Genomic DNA, 12,955 nt, shown 5'->3' with positions numbered 1-12,955 from the left:
GGGGACGCGTCGCGTTCCTCGCGAACGGCGGCTTCCACGAGTTCGGCGCGCTGGCCGGGCCGGGCCCCGCACAGCAGGGCGCCGCTCCCCTCGTCGCGCCGGGCGACGGGGTCGTGACGGGCATCGGCTACATCGACGGACGTCCGGCGGCGATCGCCGCGTTCGACTTCACCGTGCTCGGCGGCAGCAACGGTGCGACGGGGATGGCCAAACTCGACCGGTGCGCCGAACGCGCTCTGCTCGACGAGATCCCCTCGTCATGCTGATGGACGGCGGCGGGCACCGGATGCAGGAGGCGCTCGACTTGCGCCTCGCGGCACCCGGGTCGCAGCTCCTCCTGCGTTTGACGGACCTGTCCGGACACGTGCCGTTGGTCGCCGCGATGATGGGGCCCGGCTTCGGCGCGCCCGCCAACATCTCCGCGAGCTGTGACTTCGTGACGATCGTGCGCGGTACCGGGACGATCGGCCTCTCGTCCGCTCCCCTGGTCCAGGCCGCGACCGGCGAGACCATGACCAACGAGGAGATCGGCGGCGCCGATCTGCAGGCGGAGCGAGGCGTCGTCGACGTGGTCGCCGACGACGAGCAGGAAAGCGCTCGACGCGATTCGCGCGTACCTCAGTTATCTGCCGCCGTCGGCCGGCGGTGAACCGCTGGTCACGCCCGGGCCGCACCGGCCGGGCGACGGTGCCGACGCGATCGACACCATGATTCCCGCATCCATGCGGCAGGCGTACGACGTCGTCGAGGTCATCGAGGCGATCGCCGACGTGGACACCGTCTTCGAACTCAAGCGCACCCACGCCCCGAACGTGGTCACCGCGCCGTTGCGTGTGAACGGCCGCCCCTGGGCGTGGTCGCGAATCAGCCGCGCGTCCACGCCGGCGCCCTCGACGCCCACGCCTGCGAGAAGGCGGCGCACTTCGTCGCGGTCTGTGACGCGTTCGGGCTGCCGATCCTGGTCCTCATCGACCTTCCCGGCTTCCTCGTCGGGGCCGGCGCGGAGGAGTCGAACCTGGTCCGACGCAGTGCCCGACTCGGCTACGAACTGGGCAGCGCGACGGTGCCGAGGTTCGTGATCGTCACCCGCAAGGCGTACGGCGCCGCCTACATCGCGATGGGCGGCGGACGCAGCATCCACGCCGACCTGTCGCTCGCGTGGCCCACAGCGGAGATCTGGCCTTCCGGTCGCAGTACGAGTCGGCGCCCGACCCGGCCTCCGCGCGCGCGCCGACCTGATCACGCTGTTCAAGGCCAACGTGGACCCGCTGCTCGCGGCGGACGGATTCGGCATCGACGACGTGGTGCTCCCCTCCGACACCCGGCCGATGCTGGCGGAGGCGCTGCGGCGGGTGAAACGCCGCCCGCCCCGCGTGCCGACCAAGCGGCGGTCGATCTCGCCGATCTGACCCGGTGCCGCAGGCGAGGAGTCAGGCCTCCGGCGTCTCGCCGGGAGTCTGGTCCTCGTCACTCTTCTCGGCATCGGCACCGCTCGCCGGTGCGCTCTTCGGCGCCACCGGGTGCTGCAGCGACATGCCGAACGCCTCGCGGCGGGCGGCCTCGGCGCGACGGTCCTCGGCGACCTGCAGGTGGTAGGTGCTGCGGTTCCACACGACTCGACCCCAGTGGAAGACGAGCGCCATCGCGACGAACCAGCCCAGGTACAGGCCGATGCCCGCCCCGGTGGGGGTGTCGATGTCGTGGACACCGACGGTGTTGCGCGTCCAGACCGCCAACAGACCGGCCACCGAGGAGATACACGTGCCCGCGAGGGCGACCAGCGCGAGCACCCAGCGGCGGGTCACCAGCGCGAGGCCGGAGAAGCCGATCGCGAAGATCACCAGGAGGTACACGAAGATCGTCGACGGGAGCTTGATGGCCTCGGCCTGCGCCTTGCTCGACATCGTCAGAACGTCGAGCCCGGTGGCCTCGCCCGCGTGCGGGAGCACCAGGGACACCATCGCGACGAGCACGCCGACGGCGACGACGAGCGCGCGGGCGCCCGGGTCGATCTCGCCGGCGACCTTCTTCTCGGCCTTGCGCAGTTCCTTCTCGTACTCGTTGAAGGTTCCGGCTTCTTGCTTGTTCATGTCAGGTCTCCCATTCCGCAGGCGCTGACCGGCGCGTCGACTGCTGTGGCTCCGATGGTCGGCATGCCGAGTCCCACGCCGACCGGTGGCGTGGTGGGCTTGGTGCCCGCTTCGTGTGCGTCGCCCGCCCGGGTGCGACGGTGACTGTGCACTCCGGAGTCGGCGATCAGGTGATGGGGTGCGGCGTCCGTGATCGTCACGGTCACGACGTCGCCGGGACGGATGTCGGGGGCGCCGCGGAAGTGGACCAGGCGGCCGTCGCGGGCACGACCGGTCATGCGTCCGGTCTCGGAGTTCTTCCGGCCCTCGCCCGCCGAGACCAGCAGTTCGGCGTCGGAGCCCACGAGCTCCGTGTTGGCCTCCAGGCAGATCCGCTCCTGCAGGGCGATCAGCCGCTGGTAGCGCTCGGTGACGACCTCGGGCGGGACCTGGTCGGCCATGGTGGCGGCCGGGGTGCCCGGTCGCGGCGAGTACTGGAAGGTGAACGCACTGGAGAAGCGCGCCTTCTCGACGACGGACAGGGTCTCGGCGAAGTCCTCCTCGGTCTCGCCGGGGAAGCCGACGATGATGTCGGTGGTGATGGCCGCATGCGGCATCGCCTCCCGCACCCGGTCCAGGATGCCGAGGTACTTCGACTGCCGGTAGCTGCGGCGCATCGCGCGCAGCACGCGGTCGGAACCGGACTGGAGCGGCATGTGCAGCTGTGGGCAGATGTTCGGGGTCTGCGCCATCGCCTCGATCACGTCGTCGGTGAACTCGGCGGGATGCGGCGAGGTGAAACGCACGCGCTCCAGGCCCTCGATGGTGCCGCACGCGCGCAGCAGGTCGGCGAAGGCGCCCCGATCACGTGGGACGGCCGGGTCGGCGAACGACATGCCGTAGGCGTTCACGTTCTGGCCGAGGAGGGTCACCTCCAGGACGCCCTGGTCGACGAGCGCCTGAACCTCGGCGAGGATGTCGCCGGGGCGACGGTCCACCTCTTTGCCGCGCAGTGACGGAACGATGCAGAAGGTGCAGGTGTTGTTGCAGCCGACGGAGATCGACACCCATCCCGAGTACGCCGAGTCACGTCGCGCGGGCAGCGTCGACGGGAAGCGATCGAGGGAGTCGAGGATTTCGACCTGGGCCTCCTCATTGTGGCGGGCGCGCTCCAGCAGCACCGGAAGCGATCCGATGTTGTGGGTGCCGAACACCACGTCGACCCAGGGCGCTCGCTTGAGGACGACGTCCTTGTCCTTCTGCGCCAGGCAGCCGCCGACGGCGATCTGCATGCCGGGCCGCGCCTCTTTCACCGGCGCCAGGTGCGACAGGTTGCCGTACAGCTTGTTGTCGGCGTTCTCGCGCACGGCGCACGTGTTGAAGACCACGAGGTCCGCGTCGTCGCCGTCGGCCGCGGCGACGTAACCGGCGTCCTCCAGGAGACCCGCGATCCGTTCGGAGTCATGGACGTTCATCTGACATCCGTACGTTCGGACCGAGTAGGAACGTACGGCAGGAACCGACATGTCGGTCGCCTGATGGCGGGGGGCCTCAACACTCACACCTCTAAGATTACGTGCCGATGCAAATCCGCCCACGTCACACTTGTCGGGACACTACGTTGTACCCATGGCCGACTCGAATGTCACACCCATGATCTCAATGAAGAACGTGCAGAAGCATTTCGGAGATCTGCACGTTCTTCGCGATATCGACTTGGAGGTACCGAAGGGCCAGGTGGTGGTCGTCCTCGGCCCGTCGGGCTCGGGCAAGTCCACACTGTGCCGCACCATCAACCGGTTGGAGCCGATCGACAGCGGCGAGATCCGCATCGAAGGGTCGCTGCTGCCCGACGAGGGCAAGGACCTCGCGAAGCTCCGCGCCGACGTCGGCATGGTCTTCCAGTCGTTCAACCTGTTCTCGCACAAGACGATCCTGGAGAACGTCACGCTGGGCCCCATCAAGGTCCGCAAGGCGGCCAAGTCGGATGCGGAGAAGCGTGCGGGCGAACTGCTCGACCGGGTCGGTGTCGGTACCCAGCGCGACAAGTACCCCGCCCAGCTGTCCGGCGGTCAGCAGCAGCGCGTCGCGATCGCGCGGTCGCTCGCCATGTCGCCGAAGGTCCTCCTCTTTGACGAGCCGACCTCGGCGCTGGACCCCGAGATGGTCTCCGAGGTGCTCGACGTGATGGTGTCCCTCGCCAAGGAGGGCATGACGATGGTGGTGGTGACCCACGAGATGGGCTTCGCCCGGAAGGCCGCCGACCGCGTGATCTTCATGGCGGACGGTCAGATCGTCGAGGACACCGATCCGGAGAGCTTCTTCACGGCACCGAAGTCCGACCGCGCCAAGGACTTCCTCTCCAAGATCCTGGGAGGCTGAGGCCGTGAACGTGCAACGGACCACGCGACTGTCACGAAGCCGTCGGCTGATCGCCGTCGGCGCGGTCGTCGCAATGATCGCGGCCCTGATCGCAGGGTGTGGCAGCTCCGATCCCCGCAACCTGATCGAATCCATCAAGAGCGGACACGTGGTGCTCGGCACCAAGTACGACCAGCCGGGAATGGGACAGCAGAACCCCGACGGCTCGGTGGTGGGCTTCGACCCCACGGTGTCGGAGTTCGTGGTGAATCACATCGCCGACAAGCTCGGTGTCGCCCATCCGGAGATCACCTGGCGTGAGACGCCGTCCGCGCAGCGCGAGACGTTGATCGGCAACGGCGAGGTCGACATGATCTCCGCGACCTACTCGATCAACGAGGCTCGCTCGAAGAAGGTGGCGTTCGCCGGACCGTACCTGGTGACCTACCAGGGCCTGCTGGTGCGCGCGGACGACACGTCGCTGACCTCGCTGACCGATCTGGACAAGGGCAAGAAGCTCTGCTCGGTGAGCGGTTCCACGTCGGCGCAGAATGTGAAGGCCCAGCTCTCGGGCGTGCAGTTGCAGGAGTACGACTCCTACTCGTCGTGCGTGGAAGCACTGCGGCGCGGCAAGGTCGACGCCCTCACCACCGACGAGACCATCCTGGCCGGCTACGCGAACAAGTACCCGGGCGAGTTCAAGCTCGTGTCGATGACGTATCCGAAGAACGCCTGCGTCAAGGGCAAGCTGAAGAAGAAGGGCGCCCCCTTCTCCACCGAGCGCTACGGCATCGGTATGGCGAAGGACTACCCGGCCGCCGTCACCGAGGCGAATGAGGCCGTCACCGCCATGCTTCAGCCGAAGGCCGGTTCCACCGAGTCACCGTGGAGCACCGCCCTCCGCTCGTCCCTCGGCGACAGCATCGTCGACGAATGGATCGCCCGGGCCGACGCCCCCGAGTCGGGATACAAGCTCCTCCCGACCGTCGGCGACCTGGACTTCCTGACCTCGCCCGGCACCCCCTGCGAAGGAGACTCCTAGATGTCCACACTGTGGGAGAGCATGGGCCCGGCACTGTGGCCCGCGTTCTGGATCACCATCAAACTGACCTTCTACTCGGCGATCGGCTCCCTGATCTGGGGCGTGCTCCTCGCCGGCATGAAGGTGTCCCCCGTCCCGGTGATGCGCGGCTTCGCGACGGTCTACGTCAACGTCGTCCGCAACACCCCGCTCACGCTGATCATCATCTTCTGCTCCATCGGCCTGTATCAGAATCTCGGACTGGCCTTGGCTCCGGACAATGCGACGTTCATCGAGAGCAACAACTTCCGGCTCGCCGTGCTCGGCTTCATCCTCTACACCTCGACGTTCGTGTGCGAGACGCTCCGAGCCGGTTTCAATACCGTGCCGATCGGTCAGGCGGAGGCCGCCCGCTCACTCGGGCTGTCGTTCCCGCAGGTGTTCGGACTCATCGTCCTGCCGCAGGCGTTGCGCACGGTGATCGCACCGCTCGGCTCGGTCCTGATCGCCCTCACCAAGAACACGACGATCGCCTCGGTGATCGGCGTCAGTGAGGCCGCGTTGCTGATGAAGTCGGAGTTGGAGACCAACGGCGACCAGATCCTGGTGATCTTCGCGATCATCGCCGTGGGCTTCATGATCATCACGCTCTCCGAGGGAGCCTTCTTCGGCTGGGCGGCCAAGCGATGGGCGGTCAAGCGATGAGCAACCAGTCGACTGTTCTGTACGACGCTCCCGGCCCACGGGCCCGGGCACGCAATCGGATCACCGCCGTCGTCTTCGTCGTCATCGTGGTGGCGGCGCTCGGGTACATGGTCTCCGTGTTGGCCGACAACGGTCAGTTCGCCGCCGAGAAGTGGGACCCGTTCACCGTCGGCGGCACCTGGACCACCTGGATTCTTCCCGGACTGTGGGGAACACTGAAGGCCGCGTTCGTCTCGATCGTCCTGGCATTGATCATCGGAGCGTTCCTCGGTATCGGGCGCATGTCCGACCACAAGTGGGTTCGCATGGTCTCCGGGTTCATCGTGGAGGTCTTCCGCGCACTCCCGGTGCTGATCCTGATGTTCTTCGCGTACTTCCTGTTCGCCAAGTACGCGGTGGTGCCGTCGTCGCAGCTGTCGTTCGCCGCGGTCGTCTTCGGTCTGACCCTGTACAACGGTTCGGTGATCGCGGAGATCCTCCGCGCAGGCATCCAAGCCGTTCCGCGCGGACAGAGTGAAGCCGCTCAGTCGATCGGTCTGCGGAAGTCGCAGATGATGCGGATGATCCTGCTCCCCCAGGCGGTCACCGCCATGCTGCCCGCGTTGATCTCACAGATGGTCATCGCCTTGAAGGACAGCGCACTGGGCTACGCCTTCGGCTACATCGAGGTGGTCCGGTCCGGCATCGTCTCGGCGTCGTACTGGGGCAACTATCTACCGTCCCTGGTGGTCGTGGCGATCATCATGATCGTCATCAACTTCTGCCTCACCGGATTCGCCAACTACCTGGAACGCCGGCTCCGTCGAGGCCGACGCAAGACCAATGCGCCGGACCCCGACGTCGCCGAGCTGGAGACCATGGAGAACGTTCCGGGGTTCAACAAGATCGGCTAGCGTTGTCGAGCACTTCCTTGACGACCGATCCGACGATGTCGGGCGGGAAGCCTCGTCGACCGAGAGCTCCGGCCAGCCTGCGATAGGCCTTGGCCCGGACCTCGCGGTCGGCGAGCTCCTCGCCAGACACCCGCAGCTTCTTCTCCGCGAGCCGGACTGCGTTGGCACGCTCGTCCTCCGGATCGATCTGGGCGAGCGCCTGCGCGGCGACCTCCTCGTCGATGCCCTTGACCCGCAGTTCACGTTTGAGCGCCACGCGACCCCGGCCGGAGTACAGGTGACGCGACCGCACCCACTCGTCGGCGAACTCGGCGTCGTCGAGCAGGCCGGCCTTGTCGAGGCGCGTCAGCGTGGTCTCCACCTCGTCGGCGGTGAACTCACGCTTCTCGAGGCGCTCGCGCATCTCGGCCCGACTCCGGGCCCGGGTCCCCAGGAGCCGCAAGGCGGCGTCCCAGGGAGACGGTCCGGGGGCGGTCATCAGAAGTCGACGGGCTCGGGTGCGATGGCGTCGGCGTCGTCCTTCGGACGGCCGATGCCGAGCTTGTCCTTGATCTTGCCTTCGATCTCGTCGGCGATGTCCGGGTTGGCCAGCAGGAACTTGCGGGCGTTCTCCTTGCCCTGTCCCAGCTGGTCGCCCTCGTAGGTGAACCACGAACCGGACTTGCGGATGAAGCCCTCGGCCACGCCGAGGTCGATCAGCGAGCCCTCGCGGCTGATGCCGTGGCCGTAGAGGATGTCGAACTCGGCCTGCTTGAAGGGCGGGGCCACCTTGTTCTTGACGACCTTGACGCGGGTGCGGTTGCCGACGGCCTCGGTGCCGTCCTTCAGGGTCTCGATGCGACGAACGTCCAGGCGGACCGACGAGTAGAACTTCAGCGCCTTGCCGCCGGTCGTGGTCTCCGGCGAGCCGAACATGACGCCGATCTTCTCACGCAGCTGGTTGATGAAGATGGCGGTGGTGTTCGAGTTGTTGAGACCCGAGGTCATCTTGCGCAGCGCCTGGCTCATGAGGCGGGCCTGCAAGCCGACGTGACTGTCGCCCATCTCGCCCTCGATCTCGGCCTTCGGAACCAGTGCGGCCACCGAGTCGACGACCAGGATGTCGAGAGCACCCGAGCGGATCAGCATGTCCGCGATCTCCAGCGCCTGCTCACCGGTGTCGGGCTGCGACACCAGCAGGGCGTCGATGTCGACGCCGAGTTTGGCGGCGTACTCCGGGTCGAGGGCGTGCTCGGCGTCGATGAAGGCGGCGATGCCGCCCGCTGCCTGAGCGTTCGCGACCGCGTGGAGTGCGACGGTGGTCTTACCCGAGGACTCCGGACCGTAGATCTCGACGACGCGGCCGCGAGGCAGTCCGCCGATGCCGAGTGCGATGTCGAGTGCCACCGAACCGGTCGGAATCACCTCCATCGGCGCGCGGGCGTCCTCACCGAGGCGCATCACCGAGCCCTTGCCGAAATTCTTGTCGATCTGCGCGAGCGCAAGATCCAGTGCCTTCTGCCGATCAGTGCCTGCCATCGGTCTCTCCTCCGGATGTCTCTAGCCGTGGGCCAGAACGTTCTCTGCTGTCGTGACCACACATTAGGAGCAGGGTCTGACAATTCTGCTTCGCGCGGTCATTGATTAGACGCACCAGAGCACGCTCCGGTTCCATCACAGGATAGCGAACAGATGTTCGAGTTCAATTCGACACGCGGAACGGCGCGTCACCAGCGTTCCGCGGGGACGTCGAGTTCGCGGCACAGAGCCCGCCAGACGAGCTTCGGATCCACGCCGTCATCGATCGCCTCCAGGCCGGTCCGACTGCCCAATTCGACCAGGACCAGGTCTTTCAGCAGTCCGTCGGCTCGGCGGCGGCCGAACTCCAACTCGGTGAGCTCGGTGAACTCCGTCAAACGCATGCAGCCATTCTCCACGATCGGTGCACGACGGTCACCGGGTCGACCGTCGATGAAGAGGTTTTCGCGACACGCCGGGCCGCCGCCGCGTAGGCGGGATCGTCGAGGACCGCGATGATCGCCTCGGACAGCGATTCCACGGTGGCCGGCCGGACCAGGCGCCCGCAGCCGATCCGCTGAACGCGGTTCGCGAGCTCCCACTGGTCCCCCCCGCCCGGCACCGTCACCACGGGAACCGACGCCCGCAGCGCCTTCGCGAGCATGCCGTGGCCGGCACCGCAGACCACCAGATCCGCCTCGTCCAGGATCTCGTCCTGCCGTGCAGTGGCCGCGACCATCCCGTCGGGCACCCGGTCGCCCACCGGCGGCACCAGGGCCGAGTACACCACCCGCACCGGACGGGTCCGTTGCAGGTCGGCCAGGGCGGCCAACGTCAGCGCTCCCATGTCGCCGGCTCCGGTCGCCGCCGTCGACGGCGCCACCACGATCAGCGGGCCGTCGCCGACCGGTCGATCGAAGATCGCATCCGTCGGTTCGAACAGCAGCGGCCCGACGATGTGCGTGCGCTCCGGCCAGTCCGGGCGCGGCACCTCCAGACCGGGCAGGGTCGCGACGAGCCTAGCGATCGGCTGCGCGTCGTCGTGCAGTTCGATGCCCGACCGCGCCGCACGACGTTGGCGGCGTCCCTTGGCGACCGCGCGGTCCGCCCCGGCGCGCAGCATCACATCCCGCAAACGGCCCACCGGCCCGGTTCCGGCCGCCATGCCCGCGCCGATCGGCGGGAGTCCGCGCGACTGCTCGTACAACGGGTGCGGCGACAGCTCGATCCACGGAAGCCCTGCCAGTTCGGCGGCCCAGCCGCCGGCGATCGTGATGACGTCGCTGATCACCAGATCGACATCCTGCAGTGCCAGCTCGGGTGCGAGCTCGAGAGCCATCCGCGCGGCGCGGACACTCAGTTTGGCACCGGCATCGTCGTCGTCCTCCCCCGGACGCGCGGCGAGCCCCGGCAACGGGCGGACGTCGAGGCCGCGCTGCTGCGCGATCGCGGTCCACCGTTCACCGGTGTAGACGATCACCCGGTCGCCGGCCTCGCGAAGCGCAGTGGCCAGGCCCAGCGCCGGGAATGCATGCCCGGCGTCGGACCCGGCCACGATCGCAACGGTCGGGGTGGCGACGCTCAGCGTCAGTTCGACTCCGGCGTCTGCGCCTGGGTCGGAGCCTGCGGCACCTGCGGCGCCGGGGCCGCGGCCCCCGCCGACTGGCCCGGGTTCAGGGCGCCGCCGCCCATGCTGGCGCGGATCTGCTCCAGCCGAGCGTGACCGGCCATCTGCACACCGGCTGCCTCGACCTCGGCCATCCGGCCGGCGACGCTGCCCTTCGCGAGTTCGGCGGATCCGAGCGCATTGGCGTAGCGGCGTTCGATCTTGTCGCGGACCTGCTCCAGGTTCGGCGTGTTGCCGGGAGCCGCCAGCTCGCTCATCTGGTTCAGCGACTTGGAGACCTGCTCCTGCATCTTCGCCTGCTCCAGCTGGCTCAGCAGCTTGGAGCGCTCGGCCAGCTTCTGCTGCAGCGACATCGCGTTGCGCTCCACCGCCTGCTTGGCCTGCGCTGCGGCCTGCAACGACTGGTCGTGCAGAACCTTCAGGTCTTCGACGTTCTGCTCCGCTGTCACCAGCTGCGCGGCGAACGCCTCGGCGGCGTTGGTGTACTCGGTCGACTTCGCGGCGTCGCCCGCGGCCGCGGCCTGATCGGCGAGCGTCAGCGCCTGCCGGGTGTTGCCCTGCAGCTTCTCGATCTCCTCGAGCTGACGGTTCAGCCGCATCTCCAACTGGCGCTGATTGCCGATGACGGCGGCCGCCTGCTGCGACAGTGCCTGATGCTGACGCTGCGCGTCCTCGATCGCCTGCTGGATCTGCACCTTGGGGTCTGCGTGCTCGTCGATCTTCGCATTCCCCAGCGCCATCATGTAATTCCAGAACTTCACAAATGGGTTGGCCATCGGTCTTCCAAACTCCTCGTTACGCGGGTCGCGTCGGTCTCGTGATCACGCGGCGGCCAGTGCCGTAGCAACACCCGCGCCGTCCACCGAATCTTCCTGGGGGGCAATGACTTCGACGAGAGTGTCGGTAGCGTTCGCGGCGACGTCGGCCGGGCGCAGCACACCCGCGACCTGAAACAGCATGTCGCCGATCTGAACGTCAAGGGCCTCGCAGATCGACGCCAACAACTCGCTCGACGCCTCCTTCTGGCCGCGCTCGACCTCCGAAAGATAGCCGAGCGACACCCTCGCGTTGGTCGAGACCTCACGGAGAGTGCGTCCCTGCCCGGTCCGAACTCGGCGCAGTTCATCGCCGATCGCCTCACGCAAGAGCAGTGTCACGCGCGGTCCTCCCTGCCTGTCATCATCAAGCCAATCATCGTCAAAGCCTGTGCCGTCGACCCTAGCGGAATTCGCCACCGAACGCCGCTCGCATCCATGCAACGTATACCGCTCACACGACATTCCTGCGCCGCAACGCCAACGCCCGCCACACGTAGTCGACGCCGGTCGCCACCGTCGCCACCAGCGCCGCGATCATCAGCACCCACGCGGCCGTGTGCCAGCCGCCCGACAGCGGCAGCACGAACAGGCCGATCGCCATCGACTGCAGCAGGGTCTTCAGCTTGCCTCCGCGACTCGCCGGAATCACCCCGTACCGCAACACCCAGAAACGCAGCAGCGTCACCCCGACCTCGCGGGCCAGGATCACCACGGTCACCCACCACGGCAGGTCCCCGAGAATCGACAGCCCGATCAATGCCGCACCGATCAACGCCTTGTCGGCGATCGGATCGGCCATCTTCCCGAAATCCGTCACCAGATTCAGCTGACGCGCCAGCTTCCCGTCCAGCTGGTCGGTCAACGCCGCCACCACGAACACCACGAACGCCGAGACCCGCCACGCGGTCTCGTCGCCGCCACCGACGAACAGCAGCACCACAAACACCGGAACAAGCACGATGCGGAAGACCGTCAATGCATTCGCGATGTTCACCACCGGCACGACGGCCACGTCATCGCCGATCGTTCGGCGCACAGGCTCAGTCACGACGTCAAGACTAACGTCACCCGAATCACGGACTCTCGAAGGGCGCGCGCAGACCTGCGACTATTCTGAGTCCCATGCTGAGCGAACACACCGAAGTGCACCCCGACGAGCCCTCCACGGTGCTCGTGCGCCGTGCCCGGACGTCGGACGTTCCCCGCATCAAAGCCCTCATCGACATCTACGCAGGCAAGATCCTCCTCGAGAAGAACCTCGTCACCCTCTACGAGGCCGTCCAGGAGTTCTGGGTCGGCGAAGTCGACGGCCACGTAGTCGGCTGCGGCGCCCTCCACGTCCTCTGGTCGGACCTGGGCGAAGTCCGCACCGTCGCCGTCGACACCGCCTACGCCGGACGCGGCATCGGACACCAGATCGTCGGCCGACTCATGGACGTGGCGCGCGAACTGGAACTCGAACGCGTCTTCGTCCTCACCTTCGAGACCGCCTTCTTCTCCCGCCACGGCTTCGCCGAGATCGCAGGCACCCCCGTGTCCCGCGAGGTCTACGCCGAGATGTGCCGCTCCTACGACACCGGCGTCGCCGAGTTCCTCGACCTGTCGGCCGTCAAACCCAACACCCTGGGCAACACCCGCATGCTCGCCCACCTCTGATCGCAATCCCCGAAAGGAACTGCACACTCATGGCACTCTTCGCCGTCGACTACACCTACGCCCCCGACGCCGCCGCCGCACGAGACCAGTTCCGCCCCGAACACCGAGCCTGGCTCGGCGCCCGACACGAAGCGGGCGACCTCCAGTTCGTCGGCCCCTACACCGACGGCAGCGGAGCGCTCCTGATGATCACCGCCGACGACCTCGACGCGGCCAAGGATTTCCTGGCGAATGATCCGTTCGCCCGCGAGAAATTGATCGCTGCCGTTGCGATCAAGGAATTGGTCCAGGTGTTCGGGCCTTACTGA

16 protein-coding genes and 2 pseudogenes are annotated in these 12,955 nt (G+C 67.3%); 9 read left to right on the top strand and 9 right to left on the bottom strand.

Going from position 1 to position 12,955, the window contains the following annotated elements; all coding sequences use genetic code 11:
• Positions 1-29: 29 nt before the first annotated feature.
• The 3 genes and pseudogenes from ACH46_RS21945 to ACH46_RS21275 all read left to right on the top strand — a co-directional run.
• Positions 30-649: pseudogene (locus ACH46_RS21945) on the top strand (carboxyl transferase domain-containing protein); the annotation flags it as partial.
• A pseudogene (locus ACH46_RS21940) lies at positions 540-1,117 on the top strand (carboxyl transferase domain-containing protein); the annotation flags it as partial. The pseudogenes ACH46_RS21945 and ACH46_RS21940, both read left to right, overlap by 110 nt.
• A 142-nt stretch (positions 1,118-1,259) precedes the next feature.
• On the top strand, positions 1,260-1,409 hold the full coding sequence (locus ACH46_RS21275; RefSeq protein ID WP_157851032.1) for a hypothetical protein: 150 nt from the start codon (positions 1,260-1,262) through the stop codon (positions 1,407-1,409).
• A gap of 21 nt (positions 1,410-1,430) precedes the next feature.
• Here the strand turns inward: ACH46_RS21275 and ACH46_RS09060 are convergent, their stop codons facing one another.
• Both ACH46_RS09060 and miaB read right to left on the bottom strand, forming a co-directional pair.
• Positions 1,431-2,090 carry an Rv2732c family membrane protein gene (locus ACH46_RS09060; protein WP_062392613.1) on the bottom strand — a complete coding sequence of 220 codons (660 nt, stop codon included), beginning with the start codon at positions 2,088-2,090 and terminating at the stop codon, positions 1,431-1,433.
• Positions 2,087-3,595: a tRNA (N6-isopentenyl adenosine(37)-C2)-methylthiotransferase MiaB gene (gene miaB, locus ACH46_RS09055; protein ID WP_120298711.1), complete on the bottom strand. Its 1,509-nt coding sequence runs from the start codon at positions 3,593-3,595 to the stop codon at positions 2,087-2,089. The genes ACH46_RS09060 and miaB overlap by 4 nt, the downstream gene beginning before the upstream one ends.
• Positions 3,596-3,722: 127 nt before the next feature.
• Between miaB and ACH46_RS09050 the strand changes: the two genes are divergently transcribed.
• The 4 genes from ACH46_RS09050 to ACH46_RS09035 all read left to right on the top strand — a co-directional run bounded on the left by ACH46_RS09050 (position 3,723) and on the right by ACH46_RS09035 (position 7,049).
• Positions 3,723-4,451, top strand: a complete 729-nt coding sequence (locus tag ACH46_RS09050; RefSeq protein WP_193392978.1) for an amino acid ABC transporter ATP-binding protein — start codon at positions 3,723-3,725, stop codon at positions 4,449-4,451.
• Between the two features lie 73 nt (positions 4,452-4,524).
• Positions 4,525-5,472 (top strand): glutamate ABC transporter substrate-binding protein, encoded by a 948-nt coding sequence (locus ACH46_RS09045; protein WP_062395190.1) that lies wholly within the window; start codon positions 4,525-4,527, stop codon positions 5,470-5,472.
• A complete protein-coding gene (locus ACH46_RS09040; RefSeq protein WP_062392610.1) occupies positions 5,473-6,156 on the top strand; it encodes an amino acid ABC transporter permease in 684 nt (227 codons plus the stop codon).
• Positions 6,153-7,049 carry an amino acid ABC transporter permease gene (locus tag ACH46_RS09035; RefSeq protein ID WP_062392609.1) on the top strand — a complete coding sequence of 299 codons (897 nt, stop codon included), beginning with the start codon at positions 6,153-6,155 and terminating at the stop codon, positions 7,047-7,049. Before ACH46_RS09040 ends, ACH46_RS09035 begins: the two co-directional genes overlap by 4 nt.
• Here ACH46_RS09035 and ACH46_RS09030 read toward each other — a convergent pair.
• The 7 genes from ACH46_RS09030 to pgsA all read right to left on the bottom strand — a co-directional run bounded on the left by ACH46_RS09030 (position 7,033) and on the right by pgsA (position 12,039).
• Positions 7,033-7,527, bottom strand: a complete 495-nt coding sequence (locus tag ACH46_RS09030; RefSeq protein ID WP_062392608.1) for a regulatory protein RecX — start codon at positions 7,525-7,527, stop codon at positions 7,033-7,035. The two genes, ACH46_RS09035 and ACH46_RS09030, sit on opposite strands and share 17 nt — an antisense overlap.
• Complete coding sequence (gene recA / locus ACH46_RS09025) at positions 7,527-8,567, bottom strand: recombinase RecA (protein ID WP_062392607.1); 1,041 nt, start codon at positions 8,565-8,567, stop codon at positions 7,527-7,529. Before recA ends, ACH46_RS09030 begins: the two co-directional genes overlap by 1 nt.
• Before the next feature lie 188 nt (positions 8,568-8,755).
• Positions 8,756-8,950, bottom strand: coding sequence for a DUF3046 domain-containing protein (locus ACH46_RS09020; RefSeq protein WP_062392606.1), 195 nt, complete (start codon positions 8,948-8,950; stop codon positions 8,756-8,758).
• A complete protein-coding gene (locus ACH46_RS09015) occupies positions 8,941-10,101 on the bottom strand; it encodes a glycosyltransferase (protein ID WP_082399534.1) in 1,161 nt (386 codons plus the stop codon). Before ACH46_RS09015 ends, ACH46_RS09020 begins: the two co-directional genes overlap by 10 nt.
• A gap of 32 nt (positions 10,102-10,133) precedes the next feature.
• Positions 10,134-10,949, bottom strand: a complete 816-nt coding sequence (locus ACH46_RS09010; RefSeq protein WP_062392604.1) for a PspA/IM30 family protein — start codon at positions 10,947-10,949, stop codon at positions 10,134-10,136.
• A 45-nt stretch (positions 10,950-10,994) separates the two neighbouring features.
• Entirely contained in the window at positions 10,995-11,330 is a 336-nt protein-coding gene (locus tag ACH46_RS09005; protein WP_062392603.1) for a helix-turn-helix domain-containing protein, read from the bottom strand.
• A 112-nt stretch (positions 11,331-11,442) separates the two neighbouring features.
• The gene (gene pgsA, locus ACH46_RS09000; RefSeq protein ID WP_062392602.1) at positions 11,443-12,039 is read right to left on the bottom strand and encodes a CDP-diacylglycerol--glycerol-3-phosphate 3-phosphatidyltransferase; all 597 of its coding nucleotides are present in this window, start codon (positions 12,037-12,039) and stop codon (positions 11,443-11,445) included.
• 74 nt (positions 12,040-12,113) lie between these two features.
• On the opposite strand from pgsA, the gene ACH46_RS08995 reads away from it, so the two are divergent.
• Positions 12,114-12,647 (top strand): amino-acid N-acetyltransferase, encoded by a 534-nt coding sequence (locus tag ACH46_RS08995; RefSeq protein ID WP_062392601.1) that lies wholly within the window; start codon positions 12,114-12,116, stop codon positions 12,645-12,647.
• 29 nt (positions 12,648-12,676) lie between these two features.
• A complete protein-coding gene (locus ACH46_RS08990; protein WP_062392600.1) occupies positions 12,677-12,955 on the top strand; it encodes a YciI family protein in 279 nt (92 codons plus the stop codon).

Source organism: Gordonia phthalatica (genome assembly GCF_001305675.1).
Lineage (GTDB): Bacteria > Actinomycetota > Actinomycetes > Mycobacteriales > Mycobacteriaceae > Gordonia > Gordonia phthalatica.
The sequence above is the reverse complement of the archived record's forward strand: the minus strand, read 5'-3'. Positions and strand labels throughout refer to the sequence as shown.